This window comes from Piscinibacter sp. PDB1-1 (genome assembly GCF_056675995.1).
Genome location: NZ_JBWVZJ010000003.1, coordinates 401601 through 420796 on the forward strand (window position 1 = coordinate 401601; position 19196 = coordinate 420796).

The following is a 19196-nucleotide window of genomic DNA, read 5'->3' on the forward strand; positions in this document are numbered from 1 at the left end:
AGGCCTCAGAAAAACAGCTTGTAGCCCAGAGCCAGGGTCAGCACGATGCTGATGGCCAGCGTCGCCAGCGCCGAGCTGCGACCGAATTCCTTGGACACCGAATGGGTCGCGTCCATCCACAAATGGCGCACACCGGCGGTGAAGTGATGCAAGTAGGACCAGATCAGCCCAAGTACGACCAGCTTGACGAACCAGGCCGGGATGAAGCCGATGCCAGCCGTGAAGGCGCTGGTGAAACGGCTGTAGCTGATCTCCGAAGTGAGGCTGGTGTCGAACATCCAGATGATGAAAGGCATCAGCACGAACATCACGATGCCGCTCACGCGGTGAAGAATCGACACGATGCCCGCAGGGGGCAGCCTGTACTGCGTCGCTTCGATGAGACGCATCGGAGAACCCGGTCTTTGCTTTACTGTTGTTTCAGCCATACCCCAACCTTGCTTGTAAACACGTAGAAACTTTATGAGTTTATTGCAATGCAGCAGCATCGCGCCGCAACCGCAACAAACCCAACCTCCTCACTCACCCTCAACTCAGTTCATTTCGGTAGTAGTGCGCCTCGGTGTTGTACAGCCCCCGGCGCAACTCGACGGGCTTGTCGCCGTAGGTATGGGATAGCCGCTCCACACTGAGCAAAGGCGTACCGACCTCGATCTGCAAGAGCTCGGCCGCCACCGCATCCGCAGCCACGGCACGAAGCTGCTCTTCTGCACGGATCATGCGCACGCCGAACTCGGTTTCGAACAGGCCGTACATCGGCCCACGGTATTCGCTCAGACGCTCGGCCGTCAGCCCTTTGAAGAGCCCCCCGTTAAGCCAGATGTCATCAAGCACCACGGGTTTCGCCCGGAAGTGCAGAACGCGGCGCACCTGGACCGCGATGTCGCCCGCCTTCAGATCGAGCGCCCGCGCCACGTCGGACGGCGCGCGCATGCGGCGGCAATCAATGAAACGACGCTCGAAGCCGCTGGTTTCGCCGGTATCGGAGGTCAACCGCAAGAAGCGGTACTGGATCGTCTCTTCGGCGTGGGTGGCAACAAAAGTGCCCTTGCCTTGGCGGCGGACGACGAGGTTCTCGTCAGCCAAGGCATCGATCGCCTTGCGCACCGTGCCCTGACTCACCTTGTAGCGCGCAGCAAGCTCGATCTCGCTGGGAATGGCCTCACCAGGCTTCCACTCGCCACCCTGGAGGCTGCGCGTGATCAACACCTTGATCTGCTGGTAGAGCGGGCTGAACGCAGGCCCCTCGCCCTCGGCCTCACCGGGCCGTGGGCTAGCAAGCGAGGGATTGGACGACGCAGCCATGTCGGGATTGCATCACACACGCCACGCCACGTCCACGAGACATTTGATAGATGTCTTATATAAGACATAAGAGTATTGACAGGGCGCGGGTTCCCACCTAGACTGCCCTAAACTTTCCGGCTGGCCACAGCGCGCCTCGCGCGCTGTCTTCGAATCCCTTTTTGAACCCCTGCGGAGCCTCCCCATGAGCAAGAAACCCGTTCGCGTTGCCGTCACCGGCGCAGCTGGCCAGATCGGCTATGCCCTGCTGTTCCGTATTGCCTCCGGCGAGATGCTGGGCAAAGACCAGCCGGTCATCCTGCAGTTGCTGGAGATCCCCGACGAGAAGGCCCAGAAGGCCCTCAAGGGCGTGATGATGGAATTGGACGACTGCGCGTTCCCGCTGCTGGTGGGCATGGAAGCCCATAGCGACGCCAACACGGCCTTCAAGGACACCGACTACGCGCTGCTCGTCGGCGCCCGCCCCCGCGGCCCCGGCATGGAACGCAAGGACCTGCTGGCCGCCAACGCCCAGATCTTCACCGCTCAAGGCAAGGCACTGAATGCCGTTGCCTCGCGCAACGTCAAGGTGCTCGTCGTCGGCAACCCGGCCAATACCAACGCCTACATCGCGATGAAGTCGGCCCCTGATCTGCCGCGCAAGAACTTCACTGCCATGCTGCGCCTGGACCACAACCGCGCGGCCTCCCAGATTGCCGCCAAGACCGGCAAGCCCGTTTCCTCGATCGAGAAGCTGGCCGTGTGGGGCAACCACTCGCCCACGATGTACGCCGACTATCGCTTCGCCACCATCGATGGCAAGCCCGTCAAGGAGATGATCAACGACGACGTGTGGAACAAGGACGTGTTCCTGCCCACCGTCGGCAAGCGCGGCGCCGCCATCATCGAAGCGCGCGGCCTCTCGTCGGCTGCATCGGCTGCCAACGCAGCCATCGACCACATGCGCGACTGGGCTCTCGGCACCAACGGCAAGTGGGTCACGATGGGCATCCCGTCGAACGGCGAATACGGCATCCCCAAGGATGTGATGTTCGGCTACCCGGTCACGACCGAAGGTGGCGAGTACAAGATCGTCGACGGTCTGAGCATTGACGCCTTCTCGCAAGAGCGCATCAACCTGACGCTCAAGGAACTGCAAGAAGAGCAAGACGGCGTCAAGCATCTGCTGTGACCCACGGAGGCGGCGTACGGCCGGGGCAAGCCCTCAACTCGCGGACCAAGGAGCTCGCTTGAGCGACTGGAATCCGCAGCTGTACCGCCGCTTCGAAGACGAGCGGACCCGGCCGGCCCGCGAACTGCTGGCCCGGGTGCCCCTCGACGCCCCGCGCACGGCGATCGACCTCGGGTGCGGCCCGGGCAATTCGACTGAATTGCTGCTTGATCGATACCCCGGCGCAGAAATAATCGGCACGGACAACTCCGAGCCCATGCTCGCCGAAGCGCGACTGCGCTTGCCCTCTTGCCGATTCGAGCTGAGCGACATCGCCGATTGGCAACCGGCAGCCGGCCGCCAGCCCGACCTGATCTATGCCAACGCCGCCCTGCAATGGGTTGGCAACCACGAGGCACTGATCCCACGGCTTTTCGACGGTCTCCCGCCGGGTGGTGTGCTCGCGATCCAGATGCCCGACAACCGCGACGAACCTACTCACCGCATCATGCGCGAGCTAGCGTCGATGGCTCCGTGGGCCGACCACATTGGCAGCGCCGCCTTGGTGCGCACCAAGGTCTTGCCCCTGACTGCCTACTACGACCTCCTGGCGCCGCAGGCCGCGGAGATCGATGTCTGGCGCACCGCGTACCAACACCCGATGGACTCGCCGGCCCGAATCGTCGAGTGGGTCAGCTCGACGGGCCTGCGGCCGTTCCTCGAACCGCTGCCACCTGTCGAGCGGGACAGCTACCTCGCAGCCTACGAGCGCCGCATCGCCGAGGCTTACCCGCCTCGGACCGATGGGCGGCTGCTGCTGGGCTTCCCGCGCATGTTCATCGTGGCGCGGCGCAAATCATGAGTGGCGCACTTATCCACCCGCGCCGCGCGCTCTTCGAGAGCGACCGCGTCGCGCGCGCGTTGCCCGTCTGCGACCACTATTGCGGCGTCGAGGCTCGCATGCTCAAGAGTCTGGCCTTGCAGGCTGAGCTGGGGCCCATCTTCGACGTCACGCTGGACTGCGAAGACGGCGCGCCGGTGGGTGGCGAAGCCGAACATGCGCACCTGGTGGCAGAACTCGCCACGTCGTCGCACAACGTTCACGGCCGCGCCGGGGCACGCGTGCACCCGTTCGATCACCCGTCGTTCGATTCCGACGTGCAAACGCTCGTCCGACGCGCGGGTTCCCGCCTGGCGTATCTGATGGTGCCCAAGGTCGAGAGCTTCGAGCAGGCCGATGCGGCGGTTGCGGCCATCGACCGCAGCTTGCAGGAGCACGGGGTTGCGCATGCGCTTCCGGTCCATGTCCTGATCGAAACCCACGGTGCGCTGCGCGATGTCGATCGCATCGCGGCGCATCCGCGCATCGAATCCCTCTCCTTCGGCCTGATGGACTTCGTGTCGGCGCACCGCGGCGCGATCCCGCAGGCGGGCATGAGCGCCGCGGGTCAGTTCGAGCACCCTCTGGTTGTGCGGGCGAAGCTCGAGATTGCCGCGGCCTGCCACGCGCATTTGAAGACCCCGTCGCACTGCGTGGTCACGGAGTTCCGCAAGCTCGACCTGCTGCAAGAGGCCGCCAATAAGGCAGCCCGACAGCTCGGCTATCTGCGGATGTGGAGCATCCACCCCGACCAGATCCGCCCGATCGTCGAAGCCTTTGCGCCGACCGTGGCGGAGACCGACCAGGCGATCGAGATTCTTCTTGCCGCCCAGGCGGCCGAGTGGGCCCCGATCAGCCACCGCGACACCCTGCACGACCGAGCCAGCTACCGCTACTTCTGGCATGTGCTGGAACGCGCCGAGCGTACCGGTCAAGCACTGCCCGCCTCGGTGCACGAGGCGTTCTTCGGCGATGACGCGAGGGGTGCAGCGTGAGTCTCACCGCAAGCCTTGTCCGCCACATGGCGAACAAATGTTTCCAGGTTGTCACGCGCGCGTGGGAACCCCCTAGCACGGCGCAGGCAGTCCGACGCCAGACGGCTCCCTCGAAGTGCGTGACTTCGAGCACGCCCCGTTTCGGAACGCGAGGCTCGATTCCTGCACCAAAGGCTGGCGCCGCTGGCGCTGCGCCCCAAAACACCTCGCAAGTGCCGTGCAGTTTGTTGCAAAGCTCGGATGCGGCACTGGCCTCCAAGTTAGCAGCCGATCACAATCCGTGGGTCCTTTCACAACCACGGAGTGATTCCATGATTCGTACCGCCATCATCGCAGTCTCCATGGCAGTTGCTGGCGCCTCTGCGCTGGCACAGACCACCACCGCCCCTGCGCCCGCCAAGAAAGCTGCCCCGGCGAAGAAGGCCCCCGCCAAACCGGCCGCAGCTGCGCCCGAGAAGCCCCTGCCCCCGGCCGATCAAGCCCAACTCGACGCCGCTGAGCGCACCTACTTCGGCAAGTACGACTGCGAGTTCAACCAAACCATGGACGTCGGCATGAACCCGAAGTACCCGGGCTATGTCAACGTCGTTTTCAAGGGCCGGACTTTCGTCACCAAGCCCGTCCTCTCGTCGACCGGCGCGCTGCGCCTGGAAGATACGGGCGGTGTCGGCCTGGTTCTGCAAATCGCCAACAAGTCCATGCTGATGGACACCCGCCAAGGTATTCGCCTGGTCGACGCTTGCATGCACGAGAAGCACAAAGCCTTCGAAGCTGCTCAACAGCAACCGAAGTAAGAGCTTCTCCGAGCGCAAGCGAGACGAATCACTCATGTTCCAGCGAGCCATTCCCCTCCCCCCTTCCCCCGCCCGGTGGATGGTCACGGGCGTGGCTCGCAAGTTTCTTGCTTCACTGTCCTATCGCTTCGCATCACTCGGAGAACTTCATGCTTCAAGCCTATCGCCAACATGTCGCTGACCGTGCCGCACTCGGCATCCCTCCCCTGCCGCTCTCTGCACAGCAAACCGGCGAATTGATCGAGTTGCTGAAGGCGCCCCCGGCGGGCGAAGGCGCCACGCTGGTGGAGTTGTTCACTCACCGCGTGCCGGCCGGCGTCGACGACGCGGCCAAAGTCAAGGCGTCGTACCTGGCTGCCGTGGCCCACGGCACCGAAAAATGCTCGCTGATCACCCGCGAGCAAGCTACCGAACTGCTGGGCACCATGCTCGGCGGCTACAACATCAGCCCCCTGATCGACCTGCTGGATGACGCCGCCGTCGGCGCCATCGCTGCCAAGGGCCTGAAGGGCACGCTGCTGATGTTCGACCAGTTCCACGACGTCCAAGAAAAGGCCGAGAAGGGCAACGCCAACGCCAAGTCGGTGCTGCAGAGCTGGGCCGACGCCGAATGGTTCACCTCGCGCCCCGAGGTGCCGCAAAGCATCACCGTCGCCATCTTCAAGGTGACCGGCGAGACGAACACCGATGACCTGTCGCCCGCACCCGATGCCTGGAGCCGCCCCGACATCCCGCTGCATGCGCTCGCCATGCTGAAGAACAAGCGCGACGGCATCACCCCTGAAGAAGACGGCAAGCGCGGCCCCATCAAGTTCATCGAAGACCTGCGCGCCAAGGGCAACCTCGTGGCCTATGTGGGCGACGTGGTCGGCACCGGCTCCAGCCGCAAGTCGGCGACCAACTCGGTGCTGTGGTTCACCGGCGAAGACATCCCCTTCATCCCCAACAAGCGCTTCGGTGGCGTCTGCCTGGGCAACAAGATCGCCCCGATCTTCTACAACACCATGGAAGACGCCGGCGCCCTGCCGATCGAGCTCGACGTGAGCCAGATGGGCATGGGTGACGTGGTCGAACTGCGCCCCTACGAAGGCAAGGCCCTGAAAGACGGCAAGGTCATCGCCGAGTTCAAGGTCAAGAGCGACGTGCTGTTCGACGAAGTGCGTGCCGGCGGCCGCATTCCGCTGATCATCGGCCGCGGTCTCACCGCCAAGGCGCGCGAGGCGCTGGGCCTGGCGCCCTCCACCCTCTTCCGCCTGCCGCAAGCACCGGTCGACACCAAGAAGGGCTTCTCGCTAGCACAGAAGATGGTCGGCCGCGCCTGCGGCCTGCCTGAAGGCCAGGGCGTGCGCCCCGGCACCTACTGCGAACCGCGCATGACCAGCGTGGGCTCGCAAGACACCACCGGCCCGATGACGCGCGACGAGCTGAAAGACCTGGCCTGCCTGGGCTTCAGCGCCGACCTGGTGATGCAATCGTTCTGCCACACCGCTGCGTATCCGAAGCCGGTCGACGTGAAGATGCACCACGAGCTGCCCGACTTCATCGCCCACCGCGGCGGCATTGCGCTGCGCCCGGGTGACGGCGTGATCCACAGCTGGCTCAACCGCTTCCTGCTGCCCGACACGGTGGGCACGGGTGGTGACAGCCACACCCGCTTCCCCATCGGCATCAGCTTCCCGGCCGGCTCGGGCTTGGTCGCCTTTGCCGCCGCCACCGGCGTGATGCCGCTCGACATGCCTGAATCGGTGCTCGTGCGCTTCAAGGGCAAGATGCAAGCCGGCGTGACGCTGCGTGACCTAGTCAACGCCATCCCGCTGTACGCCATCAAGGCTGGCCTGCTCACCGTCGAGAAGAAGGGCAAGAAGAACATCTTCTCCGGCCGCATCCTCGAGATCGAAGGCCTGCCCGACCTGAAAGTGGAACAAGCCTTCGAGCTGAGCGATGCCTCGGCCGAGCGCTCGGCCGCAGGTTGCACGGTGCACCTCAACAAAGAGCCGATCATCGAGTACATCAACAGTAACATCACGCTGATGAAATGGATGATCTCCGAAGGCTATGCCGACGCTCGCACCCTGCAGCGCCGCATCGCCGCGCAAGAAGCCTGGCTCAAGAACCCGCAGCTCTTGAAGGGCGACGCCGATGCCGACTACGCCGCCGTGATCGAGATCGACCTGGCCGACATCCACGAGCCCATCGTGGCCTGCCCGAACGACCCGGACGACGTGAAGACGCTGGCCGACGTGGCCGGCGCCAAGATCGACGAAGTGTTCATCGGCTCGTGCATGACCAACATCGGCCACTTCCGCGCAGCCTCCAAGCTGCTCGAAGGCAAGCGCGACATCCCGGTCAAGCTGTGGGTCGCACCGCCGACCAAGATGGATGCCAAGCAGCTGACCGAAGAAGGTCACTACGGCGTTCTCGGCACCGCCGGCGCCCGCATGGAAATGCCCGGCTGCTCGCTGTGCATGGGCAACCAGGCGCAGGTGAAAGAAGGCGCGACGGTGTTCTCCACCTCCACCCGCAACTTCCCCAACCGCCTGGGCAAGAACAGCAACGTCTACCTCGGCTCGGCCGAGCTCGCGTCGATCTGCTCCAAGCTCGGCCGCATCCCGACCAAGGAAGAGTACCTGGCCGACATGGGCGTGCTGACAGCCGCCAGCGACAAGGTGTACCAGTACCTGAACTTCGACAAGATTCAGGACTTCACGGATGCGGCGGAGAAGGTCACCGCCTGATCGCCGTAGAACGCGTCTTCTCATCAGCACCCAGCGGCGCCAGCCCCTGGGTGCTTTCTTTTTGATCGCAGTCGAATGAGCTCGGCCATGCCCAAGAACCCATTGAACGGATTGATCATGCGCACGGCGGTCGTGCGCCAGCCCGGGGTGGGCTACATCTACGCCGCCGACCCGAAGAAGGAAGCGGCCGGCAAACCCCATACGCTGATCTTCAAATACGCGGGTGGCAAGTTCACTGCGGGAGAGGCCAACTACAGCACCCATTCGGCCTGCATGATCAGTCACCCCATGCTCGCCCTGGTCGATGTATCCGCCCAAGGCATCTACGGGGTCAACAGCGCGGCCGGTGCCATGGGCGGAGATCTCTTCGACGTCAGCCAGCCGCCGCCCGCCCAGCCGCGCCTCGGTGGCCTGCGTGCGGTAGCCACCATTGCAGGGCAGGCGCACGCCGTGGGCCTGCGCGGCATGGTCTATCGGATGGACTCTCCCACGGCGTGGGCTCGCATCGACGAGGGGCTTGCGCAAACATTCAATGCCCAGGCAGTGCACGGGTTCGCCCTTGACGACCTGTACGTGGTGGGCCGCGAAGGCCAGGTGTGGCGCCTCGACGGAACGCGCTGGGTGCAGGAGGAATCTCCCTCGTCTGCCACGTTCACCTGCGTCACCTGCGCCCCCGACGGCACGGTGTACATCGGTGGCCACCAAGGCGCCCTGATCGCCGGGCGCGCAGGCTCATGGCATGTGGTCAACGACGACACCGCCATCGGCCCCATCTGGGGCGTGCAGTGGTTCGCCGGCGACCTCTACGTCTCGACGATGACGAACGTGTACCGGCTCGGCGCACAAGGTCTCAGCCCCGTCGATTTCGGCGACGACCCGCCCAAAAGCTGCTACCAACTGAGCAGTGCCGAAGGGGTGATGTGGTCGAACGGCGAGTTCGACTTGATGTCGTTCGACGGCAGCCGCTGGACACGCATCGTCTGACGCCCCGGCCCTCTTCACCGCCACGCCTTCATCAAGTTTCAATGACCTGAAGATTCAACCCAGACGCAAACGGCCCGCTTCACAGCGGGCCGTTTGCTTCAGACCGCTACCGGTTCAATCCACCAGCAGCGTGTAGCTGCCCGACGAGCCGGTGCTGCCACTCACGTAGCGCACCCGCACGTAGTAGGTGGCCGTGGCCGTGCCGTTGTTCTTGTACGACGTGGCATCCACAACCCCGGTGCCCAGCTTGCTGCTGGCGAGTTCGGTGCCAGAGCTGCTGTAGATGTAGAGGTCGTAGTTGGCGCCGCTCGGGGGCGTGAGCCGCGCGCCCAGCGTGCTGCCCGGGTTGATGTTGACGCGGTAGTAGTCGGTGTCGCTGCTGCTCGAGATGCTGCCGAGCACGGTGTAGCCCTCACGCACCAGCTGGGCTGTGCCCGTGGTGTTGTTCGACTCCACCTCGGCCACATTGTTGATCGGCGGCGGCGTGGTGCCACCACCCGCTGCCACCACCGCAGCGTAGGCGTCGACGATGCCGCTGCCGCATTGCGAGCAGGTGGCGGGGAAGGCGCGCGCCGAGCTCTTGAGGATGGAAGCCACCTGGTCCGGCGTGAGCGAGGGGTTGCGCGCAAGCATCAGCGCGACCACGCCCGCCACGTGCGGCGAGGCCATCGAGGTGCCCTGGTAGTACGCGTAGCTGTCGCTGCCTGGGGTGCGCGAGCCGCTGTTGAGGGTGGACAGGATGCCGTTGGCTGAGCCCGAAGCGGTGTCGCCGCCGGGCGCCGCCACCGCCACGATGCTGCCGTAGTTGGAGTACGACGCGCGCCCGCCGTTGCGGTTGGTCGCCGCCACGGTGATCACACCCGAGCAGCTGGCGGGCGAGAAGCCCGAGGCATTGGTGTTGCTGTTGCCCGCCGCCACCACCACCACCGTGCCGCGGCTGCGCGCCGAGTTGATGGCGTTCTGCGAGGTGCTGTCGCACGAGCCGCTGCCGCCGAGCGACATGTTGATCACTCGCGCCGGGTTGGGGTTGGCGGGTGCACCCGAGACGCTGCCGCCCGAAGCCCACACGATGCCGTCGGCGATGTCGGAGGTGTAGCCGCCGCAGGCGCCGAGCACGCGGATCGGCACCACCTTGGCACCGTATGCCACACCCGCCACACCGTTGCCGTTGTTGGAGACGGCGGCGATGGTGCCGGCCACGTGCGTGCCGTGCCAACTGCTGTTGTGCGATGGCGTGAAGTAGCCGCACTGGCCGTAACTCGCGTAGTCACCGGGGTCGCTGGCGTCGCCATCACGGGCGTTGCTGTCGTTGCTGTTGGCGGTGTCCTTGATGAAGTCGTAGCCGCCCACGATATTGGCCGCCAGATCGGCATGCGGACGGTAGCCTGTGTCGATCACCGCCACGCGCACGCCGGAGCCGGTGGACAGATCCCACGCCAGCGGCAGGTTCAGGCCGCCACGGGCCTCGAAGTAGTGCCACTGCTGGCCGTACTGCGTGTCGTTGGGCGTGGCCAGGGCCTGCAGGATGCGATCGGGTTCGGCGTACTCGACGTCGCTGTCGCCCGCCATGATCTCGCGCGCGAGTTCGCGCACATCAGAAACAGGCATGCGCCGCTCGAGCCTCATCACCTGCGCGTTCAACGCTGCGGCCCGCAGAAACTGCAAGCGCAAGCCGCGCCGGGCCGCAGCATCCTGCGCACGCTGGCGAACGGCCGCGGTGGCGGCGCCTGCACCGCCTCGGTACTTGATGATGAGCCGATCCGTAGGCGGCGAGTCAGCGCCTGCGGTCTGCCTGAACGCGTCGGCACTGCCGGCCTGCGCCGATGAAGCGGCTGCCAGCACGAGGGCCGCGCAGGCGATGTGAGTCAGCCGGGCAAAGCGCCCTTGAGATCCTTGTTTGCTCATGAGTCCCCCTGGGGTGTGACAAATTGCCGCCCAAGGGCGGAGCCGACTCAATGTAGTTTTGTGCACAATCGTGCATAACAGCGTTTACCCGAAGACTTTCGGGGCTGTCCTGGACCTGCAACGCCCACCTGCGGCAGGCCGATACAAGGCGCCCGAGGCGCGTCAGTCCGGGGCGATGTCGGTGGCGTAGTCCACCAGGGCGCCCAGGATGTCCTGGCCGCGCTCGTCGGCCGACTCCTGAAGCACATCGATCCGATCCATGAAGGCCTGCAGCGTGAGCGCACCGCCGGCGCCGTCATGCAAACGGTGCGCGCAGTGCTCGCGCCATTGGGCCTGCTCGACTTCGCTCAGGCTCGCCGGAAAGTTGCGCGCCCGGTACCTGAAGAGGAGTTCATCCAGCCTGCCATCGGCAAACGCAGGTCGCTTCTCGGACAACTGCGCCGGGCTCAGACCTCGCAGGCGCTGCAGGGTGCGACGGTCGTCATTGCCGATGAAGTCGCCATACAAGTCTTCGTCCACGTCAGCCTTGGCCGCCATGCCGGGCCGCTCGAAAACGGCGGGCCACATGCCAGCGAGCAGTTGGCCCCTTTGTGCTGCGGTTTCGGCATGGCGCAGGCACAACTCCACGTCGAGCCCCCAGCGCTGCGTCAGAGCCGGCGCAAACGGCCGGTAGTTGCCCACCACGATGGGCGACTTGTTGATGTGGATGGTCTTGATCGGCAAGCGGGCCACGCCCTCGGGCAGATCGTCGGTCTTGCTGAACATGCGCAGGCGGATGTCGTCGACACCGAGCGTGAACAACTCCGACGGGTCGTGCGACAAGTCCCACACGATCACTTCGTTCTTGTTGGTGGGGTGCGGCGCCAGTGGCCACACCAGCGCGATACCGCCGCGCTCCACGCCGTACATGCCCGAGACATGCAGAAACGGCCTGCCGATGCCCATCTCGCGCACGACTTCGTCCTTCTTGCGCAGCTTCAGGCAGAAGTCCCACAGCTTGGGCTGGCGCTCCTTGATCAGCTTGGCCATGGCGATGGTGGCGCGCACGTCAGACAGCGCATCGTGCGCGGCCTCATGCACCAGCCCGTTGGCCTTGGTCAGATGCTCCAGCTTGAATGACGGCCGGCCGTCGTCGTGCCGGGGCCATTCGATGCCCTCGGGTCGAAGGGCCCAGGTCACTCGCACGACGTCGAGCAGGTCCCAGCGGCCGCACTGGTTCTGCCACTCGCGCGCGTAGGGGTCGATCAGGTTGCGCCAGAACAGGTGGCGGGTCACTTCGTCGTCGAAGCGAATCGAGTTGTAGCCCACGCCGATGGTGCCCGGCGCAGCGAGCTCCCTTTCGATCAGGTCAGCAAAGGCATGCTCCGGCACGCCTTGCTCCAGGCAAGCCTGCGGCAGGATGCCGGTGAGCAGGCACGACTCCGGGTCGGGCAGGTAGTCGGGTGCCGGCTGGCAGTACACCATCACCGGCTCGCCGATCTCGTTGAGGTCGGCGTCGGTTCGCACACCTGCAAACTGGGCTGGCCGGTCGTGGCGCGGCACGCGGCCAAAGGTTTCGTAGTCGTGCCAGAAGAAGCTCATGTCGCTCATGGCCCGGGAATCTAACAGGCGGGCACGTGCGATAAGCTCCCTGGCTCCGCAGTTCTTTCGTACTTGCTTCGCCATGACACGCGCCTACAACTTCAGCGCCGGCCCCGCCGTCCTCCCTGAACCGGTTCTTCGCCAAGCCGCCGAAGAAATGATGGACTGGCACGGCTCAGGCATGTCGGTCATGGAAATGAGCCACCGCGGCAAGGAGTTCATGTCGATCCTGGCGCAGGCCAAGGCCGACCTGGCCGAGTTGCTGAACCTGCCGGGCAACTACAAGATCCTCTTCCTGCAGGGCGGCGGCGTCGGCATGAATGGCATCGTGCCGATGAACCTGCTGCGCGGGCACAAGAGCATCGATTTCGTGAACACCGGCTCGTGGTCCACCAAGTCGCTGAAGGAAGCCAGAAAGTACGCCCAGGTGAACGTGGCCGCCAGCAGCGAAGCCGACAAGTTCATGAGCATCCCGCCGCTCGAGAGCTGGAAGCTCGACCCCGATGCCGCCTACGTGCAGATCTGCTCCAACGAAACGATCGGCGGCGTGCAGTACCAGTTCACCCCCGACACCGGCAACGTGCCGCTGGTGGCCGACATGTCCTCCGACATCCTCTCGCGCCCCGTGGACGTGAGCCGCTACGGCCTCATCTTCGCCGGTGCGCAGAAGAACATGGGCCCGTCTGGCATGACGCTCGTGCTCGCGCGCGAGGACCTCATCGGCCAGGCCCTGCCCATCACGCCCAACGCTTTCGACTTCAAGCAGCAGGCCGACAACGACTCCATGCTCAACACGCCGCCCACCTACGCGATCTACATCGCCGGGTTGGTGTACCAGTGGCTCAGGAAGCAAGGTGGCCTACAGGCGATGGAGGCCCATAACCGCAAGAAGGCGGCGCTGCTGTACGAGCTGCTCGACGCGACGCCGTTCTACACCAGCCCCGTCGCGCGCGAAGCGCGATCGTTGATGAACGTGCCCTTCACGTTGCCCGACGATCGGTTGACGAACCTCTTCCTGCAGGGCGCCGCCGAGCGCGGCATGGTGCAGCTCAAGGGGCACAGCTCGGTGGGTGGCATCCGCGCGTCGATCTACAACGCGATGCCCATCGAAGGCGTGCAGGCCCTGGCCGACTACATGCGTGAGTTCGCCGCCCGCAACGGCTAAGCCGCAACCCGGCGAGCCCGCGTCGGTCGCTCAGGCCGCGCCGGGAAACAAACGGTCGAGCGCCGCCAGAAAGGCGCTCAGGTTGATCGGCTTGGTCCAGTATTCCGAGAAGCCTGCGGCCGTGGCCCGGGCGATGTCTTCGGGCATGGCATTGGCAGACAGCGCAATGCACGGCGTGGCCGAAGTAGCGGGCTGCTGGCGCAACCTCGACAGCACCTCGTAGCCGTGAATGTCGGGCAGTTGCATGTCGATCAGGATCAGATCGGGCTGCCACTCCAGCGCACGCGCGACACCGGCCACCCCAGTGGGGATGGATTCGATCTCCACCCCCGAGAAGTTGCGAACCATCTCCTCGATCAGCAAGGCATTGACCGGGTTGTCTTCGATGTAGAGCAGGCGTCCGCGGCGCTGGGCCCGTAACGCGGGTGCGGGTGCCGGCTCGGCCGCACTCGCCGAGACCTGATGCGGCGCCGCCGCTGGTGCGGCGGGCACCCCCGCCATGGCCTGCCGCGGCAGGTGCACCTCGAAACGCGACCCGATGCCCGGCCGGCTTTGCACGTGCACCGAGCCGCCCATGCGCTCCACGAGCGCCTTCACGACAGACAAGCCGACGCCCGCGCCCTCGATGCCCTCGCGCTCGACACCGAGGCGGTTGAATGGCTCGAACAGATGCGTCATCTGCTGAGCAGTCATTCCGCGCCCGGTGTCTTCTACCGTCAGCACGACAAACGGCCCGCGGTCACTCGTGCTCACGTGCACCCGACCGCGCGTGGCGTTGTACTTCACGGCGTTGCTCAGCAAGTTGATCAAGACCTGGCGCATGCGGATGCGATCGGCGTGCACCACGGCTTCCGTCGCCTCGATCTCGATACGCACACCTGCCTTGCGGGCGGACGAATCGACGAGCGCATGCGCCTCTTGCAACACGTCGGCAACGCGTTGCGAACGCAGATCGAGCCGCACCTCGCCGCTCTCCAGGCTGGAGAGGTCCAGGACATCGTTGATCAGCGACAGCAGGTGCTCCCCGGCCGAGAGGATGTGGCGCACCTTCTCTTGCGGCCCTGGGCCGGCAAGCGCCGGGTCCATCCCCAGCAGCTGCGAGAAGCCCAGCACCGCATTCAAGGGCGTGCGCAACTCGTGGCTCATGCGCGCCAGGAACTCCGACTTCGCCTGGCTCTCGCGCTGCGCCACGAGCTTCTCCTGCCGCTCGGTCACGTCGATCGCGATCCCGAACTGCACCGAGCCGCCCTCACGCCTCTCGTGGCGCGCGCGGCTGACGAGCCAGCGCACCTGGCCGTCGGGCCGCACCACCCGGTACTCATGCTCCACGGTCACGTCTTCGGTGGCACGCAGCTCCGCGTGCGCGGTGCGCATTCGTTCGCGGTCGTCGGGGTGGACCACCTCGCTCAGCCATTCGCTGCGCCGCGGCACACCGAGCGACTGCGGGCGGCCGATCATCTCGAACATCTGCGTGTTCCATTCGCCGCGCGTGCCGCTCGATTCGCGGCTCCAGATGCCGATGCCGGCCGCCGATGCGGCCACTTCGAGGCGGCGCGCCAGCTCCTGCGCCCGGCGGGTGTCTTCGACCTGCTCGGTGATGTCCAGCGCGACACCCAGGGCTTCGACCGGCACGCCTTCGGCGTTGCGACGCATCATCCGTCGCGTCAGGACGTAGCGGTAGGCACCGTCAGCCCGCCGGTAACGCGCCTCCATGTCCACGGGACGGTCGGTTTGCAGGGACTCACGCGCTTTGGCTTGCACCAGGGCGATGTCATCCGGGTGGATGAGCGCACGTACCTCGTTGATGTCCAGCCCCTCGGGCCGCGGGTGAATCCCCAGCAGCTCGAAGCACTTGTCGTTGTAGTGCACGCGGTCGGTGCGGTGGTCATGGCGCCAGATGGCGATGTTGCCCAGGTCGACAGCCAGCTTGAGTTGCGCACTCGTGGTGTTGAACGACTCCGCGAGTTCATAGACCTCCGTGTCGTCGACCATCACGCCGGTGATGAGGTTCGGCGTGCCGTCGGCCCCGGCCTTCACCTCCCACTGCGCATGCACGTGCCGCCACTGCCCGCTGGGCGAGGTGATGCGGTACCGCTTTGAGTATTTGCCCGGCGTGCGGGCGGAGTCGCGATAGTCCAGGCCAGGCCGGTCGTCCGGGTGGATGCGGGCCACGAATTCGGCGAAGTCAGGCGCGCCTTTGGCAGGGTCGAAGCTCCACATGCGGAACATGTGGTCATCCCAACTCCCGCGACCCATGGGCAGCTTGCGCTCGAACAGTCCGAGGCGGCCGAACTCCTGCGCGCGCTCCAGCCGCTCGGTGATGCGCGCCGCCTCCGTGCGCCAGTACGTGAGCTCGGTGGTGTCTTGCATCGCGCAGAGCCAGCGCGCCTCGGCCACCGATTCGGCATCGGCCAGCGGGCGCAGTCGGGCTTGTGCCGTGCGGGCCGATCCGTCGGCACCGCGCCAAGACAGGGCTTCCAGTTGCACGGGGCGCGCCTCGCGCACGGCATCGGCCAGTTCGGCGGGCTCGGGCGCCCCGAGCAGTTCGAAGAGCGGCATGCCAAATGCCGAGCCCGCTCGTGGGCCGAGGGCGCGCAGCAGGGCCGGGTTGGCCCACAGGAGGGCACCCTGTTGATCGAGCAGCGCCATCAGTTCGGTGCTGGTCTCGAGCAAAGCCGCCCACGGGCCGGATGGCAACTGCAGCGGCAAAGAGGAGCGTGTCGCCATGCGAGGGGTATGTAAGTGATCGTTACGCACTGCTCAGCGCAGTCTAGTCATGTCTGCAAGCCCCTCAGCCCCTGGATTGCCCCCGGTCGGGCGGCCTTCGTTCACGAACCGGCGATGAATTCGCGCCAAATACCGGGGCGAAGACGACGCCATTCCCATGTCACCCACCTGGCACGCACAGCACTGCAAAATGCCCCAGAACTTTTTCAAGGAGCACGCCATGGCCACCGCCAAGAAGCCAGCCGATCACGCTTTCGCCAGCACCTGCAAGACGTTCAAGACCCCTTCGGGCAAGACGGGCAGCTACTTCTCGCTGCCCGAACTCGCCAAGACGCACCCGAATGTGAACAAGTTGCCGATCTCCATGCGCATCGTGCTGGAGTCGGTGCTGCGCAACTGCGATGGCAACAAGGTCACGCCCGAGCACGTGGCACGGCTCGCCAACTGGAAGCCCACAGGTGACCGGGTCGACGAGATCCCGTTCGTGGTCGCCCGCGTGGTGCTGCAAGACTTCACGGGCGTGCCGCTGCTGGCCGACCTCGCCGCGATGCGCAACGTGGCCGTGGCCCAGGGCAAGAACCCGCGCGCCATCGAGCCGCTGGTGCCGGTGGATCTGGTGGTCGACCACTCGGTCATGGTCGACTACTACGGCACCAAGAATGCGATCGACCTGAACATGAAGCTCGAGTTCCAGCGCAACAACGAGCGCTACGAGTTCATGAAGTGGGGCATGCAGGCGTTCGAAACCTTCCGCGTCGTGCCCCCGGGCTTCGGCATCGTGCACCAGGTGAACCTGGAGTACCTGGCACGCGGGGTGCACAACAAGAACGGCGTCTACTACCCCGACTCGCTGGTGGGCACCGACAGCCACACCACCATGATCAACGGCATCGGCGTGGTGGCGTGGGGCGTGGGCGGCATCGAGGCCGAGGCCGGCATGCTCGGCCAGCCGGTGTACTTCCTGACGCCCGACGTGGTGGGCTTCGAGCTCACGGGCCAGCTGCGCCCGGGTGTGACGGCCACCGACCTCGTGCTTACCGTGACCGAGATCCTGCGTCGCGAGAAGGTGGTCGGCAAGTTCGTCGAGTTCTTCGGCGAAGGCACGGCCTCGCTCTCGCTGCCCGACCGCGCGACCATCGCCAACATGGCACCCGAGTACGGCGCCACCATGGGCTTCTTCCCGGTCGACGAGAAGACGATCGCGTACTTCCAGGGCACGGGGCGCACCCCGACCGAGATCGAAGCCTTCGAGTCCTACTTCCGCGCGCAGAAGATGTTCGGCGTACCGAAATCGGGCGACATCCACTACTCGAAAGAAGTGTCGCTCGACCTCTCCACCGTCACTCCGTCGCTTGCCGGCCCCAAGCGCCCGCAAGACCGCATCGAGCTGGGCAAGATGAAGGCCGAGTTCGGCGAGCTGTTCTCCAAGCCGGCTTCGGCCAATGGCTTCAACCAGCCGGCCGACAAGTTGCACCAGGTCTTCAAGACCAAGAGCGGCCTCGAGGTGCGCAACGGCGACGTGCTGATCGCCGCCATCACGTCGTGCACCAACACCTCCAACCCCGCGGTTCTGATGGCCGCCGGACTGCTGGCGAAGAAGGCTGTCGAGGCGGGCCTGAAGGTGGCGCCGCACATCAAGACATCGCTCGCGCCGGGCTCGCGGGTGGTAACCGAATACCTCGACAAGGCCGGGCTGAGCCCTTATCTCGACAAGCTGGGCTTCGCCCTCGCCGGCTACGGCTGCACCACCTGCATCGGCAACGCGGGCGACCTGACGGCCGAGTTGAACGAGGTGATCACCAAGAATGACCTCGTCTGCGCCGCGGTGCTCTCGGGCAATCGCAACTTCGAGGCACGCATCCATCCGAACTTGAAGGCGAACTTCCTCGCATCCCCGCCGCTGGTGGTGGCCTATGCGCTGGCAGGCACCACGCTGCGCGATCTCATGACCGAGCCGGTTGGCAAGGGCAAGGGCGGGCGCGACGTCTACCTCGGCGACATCTGGCCGAGCAGCGAAGAGATCCACAAGCTCGTCAAGCTCGCGATGGACGGCAAGGTCTACCGCGACAACTACGCGCAGGTGAAGACCAAGCCGGGCAAGCTGTGGGAGAACATCAAGGGTGTGAAGGGCGAAACCTACACCTGGCCCAAGAGCACCTACATCGCGCAACCGCCCTTCTTCGACAACTTCCACCCCGAGCCGGGGCTGGCCGATGCCGGCGTGAAGGGCGCACGCGCCATGGCGCTCTTCGGCGACTCGATCACCACCGACCACATCTCGCCTGCCGGCGCCATCAAGGAGCAATCACCCGCGGGCCAGTGGCTCAAGTCGCACGGGGTGCAAAAGGCCGACTTCAACTCCTACGGCTCGCGCCGCGGCCACCACGACGTGATGGTGCGCGGCACCTTTGCGAACGTGCGCATCAAGAACCTGATGATCCCCGCCGATGCCGACGGCAGCCGCGAGGAAGGCGGCGTGACGCTGTTCCAGCCCGGCAACGCCAAGATGTTCATCTACGACGCCGCAATGAAGTACATGGCCGAGAACACGCCGACCATCATCTTCGCGGGCGAGGAGTACGGCACCGGCTCTTCGCGCGACTGGGCCGCCAAGGGCACCGCCCTGCTGGGCATCAAGGCCGTGGTGGCGCGCAGCTACGAGCGCATCCACCGCGCCAACCTCGTCGGCATGGGCGTGTTGCCCCTTCAGTTCAAGGGCGACGACTCCTGGCAAACGCTGTGCATCACCGGCGACGAGAAGTTCGACGTGCTGCTGGGCACCGAACTCAAGCCGCAACAAGATGCCACGCTAGTGATCCACGACCTGGACGGCAGCACGCGCGACGTGCGCGTCACGCTGCGCATCGACACGCCAATCGAGGTCGACTACTACAAGCACGGCGGCATCCTGCCGTTCGTGTTGCGGCAGTTGCTGGCTTGATGTCGGCGAGGGCCGGCGTCTCTTGACCGGCCGC

General features: G+C 65.4%; 13 protein-coding genes. 8 read left to right on the forward strand and 5 right to left on the reverse strand.

All coding sequences use genetic code 11. From position 1 onward, the window contains the following. Window positions 1-5: 5 nt before the first annotated feature. Window positions 6-428: a succinate dehydrogenase, cytochrome b556 subunit gene (gene sdhC / locus AC1KAR_RS17765; RefSeq protein WP_480320772.1), complete on the reverse strand. Its 423-nt coding sequence runs from the start codon at window positions 426-428 to the stop codon at window positions 6-8. Between the two features lie 100 nt (window positions 429-528). Continuing rightward, complete coding sequence (locus tag AC1KAR_RS17770) at window positions 529-1305, reverse strand: GntR family transcriptional regulator (protein ID WP_480320099.1); 777 nt, start codon at window positions 1303-1305, stop codon at window positions 529-531. 184 nt (window positions 1306-1489) lie between these two features. Between AC1KAR_RS17770 and AC1KAR_RS17775 the strand changes: the two genes are divergently transcribed. The 6 genes from AC1KAR_RS17775 to AC1KAR_RS17800 all read left to right on the forward strand — a co-directional run bounded on the left by AC1KAR_RS17775 (window position 1490) and on the right by AC1KAR_RS17800 (window position 8843). After that, window positions 1490-2476, forward strand: coding sequence for a malate dehydrogenase (locus AC1KAR_RS17775; RefSeq protein ID WP_480320101.1), 987 nt, complete (start codon window positions 1490-1492; stop codon window positions 2474-2476). Between the two features lie 58 nt (window positions 2477-2534). Next, window positions 2535-3317, forward strand: coding sequence for a trans-aconitate 2-methyltransferase (gene tam, locus AC1KAR_RS17780; protein WP_480320102.1), 783 nt, complete (start codon window positions 2535-2537; stop codon window positions 3315-3317). Next, window positions 3314-4330, forward strand: a complete 1017-nt coding sequence (locus AC1KAR_RS17785) for an HpcH/HpaI aldolase/citrate lyase family protein (RefSeq protein ID WP_480320104.1) — start codon at window positions 3314-3316, stop codon at window positions 4328-4330. The genes tam and AC1KAR_RS17785 overlap by 4 nt, the downstream gene beginning before the upstream one ends. A gap of 311 nt (window positions 4331-4641) precedes the next feature. After that, window positions 4642-5124 carry a hypothetical protein gene (locus AC1KAR_RS17790; RefSeq protein WP_480320106.1) on the forward strand — a complete coding sequence of 161 codons (483 nt, stop codon included), beginning with the start codon at window positions 4642-4644 and terminating at the stop codon, window positions 5122-5124. Window positions 5125-5273: 149 nt separating this feature from the next. Next, window positions 5274-7859 (forward strand): bifunctional aconitate hydratase 2/2-methylisocitrate dehydratase, encoded by a 2586-nt coding sequence (gene acnB / locus AC1KAR_RS17795; protein WP_480320108.1) that lies wholly within the window; start codon window positions 5274-5276, stop codon window positions 7857-7859. 87 nt (window positions 7860-7946) lie between these two features. Beyond that, window positions 7947-8843: a beta propeller repeat protein gene (locus AC1KAR_RS17800; RefSeq protein WP_480320110.1), complete on the forward strand. Its 897-nt coding sequence runs from the start codon at window positions 7947-7949 to the stop codon at window positions 8841-8843. Between the two features lie 114 nt (window positions 8844-8957). Here AC1KAR_RS17800 and AC1KAR_RS17805 read toward each other — a convergent pair whose 3' ends face one another. Then, window positions 8958-10748: a S8 family peptidase gene (locus AC1KAR_RS17805; RefSeq protein WP_480320112.1), complete on the reverse strand. Its 1791-nt coding sequence runs from the start codon at window positions 10746-10748 to the stop codon at window positions 8958-8960. 162 nt (window positions 10749-10910) lie between these two features. Further along, entirely contained in the window at window positions 10911-12338 is a 1428-nt protein-coding gene (sbcB, locus tag AC1KAR_RS17810) for an exodeoxyribonuclease I (protein ID WP_480320114.1), read from the reverse strand. A gap of 73 nt (window positions 12339-12411) precedes the next feature. On the opposite strand from sbcB, the gene serC reads away from it, so the two are divergent. Next, window positions 12412-13494: a 3-phosphoserine/phosphohydroxythreonine transaminase gene (gene serC, locus AC1KAR_RS17815; protein ID WP_480320116.1), complete on the forward strand. Its 1083-nt coding sequence runs from the start codon at window positions 12412-12414 to the stop codon at window positions 13492-13494. Window positions 13495-13524: 30 nt separating this feature from the next. Here the strand turns inward: serC and AC1KAR_RS17820 are convergent, their stop codons facing one another. Beyond that, a complete protein-coding gene (locus AC1KAR_RS17820) occupies window positions 13525-16221 on the reverse strand; it encodes a hybrid sensor histidine kinase/response regulator (protein ID WP_480320118.1) in 2697 nt (898 codons plus the stop codon). A gap of 220 nt (window positions 16222-16441) precedes the next feature. On the opposite strand from AC1KAR_RS17820, the gene acnA reads away from it, so the two are divergent. Then, entirely contained in the window at window positions 16442-19162 is a 2721-nt protein-coding gene (gene acnA, locus AC1KAR_RS17825) for an aconitate hydratase AcnA (protein ID WP_480320121.1), read from the forward strand. Window positions 19163-19196: the final 34 nt, after the last annotated feature.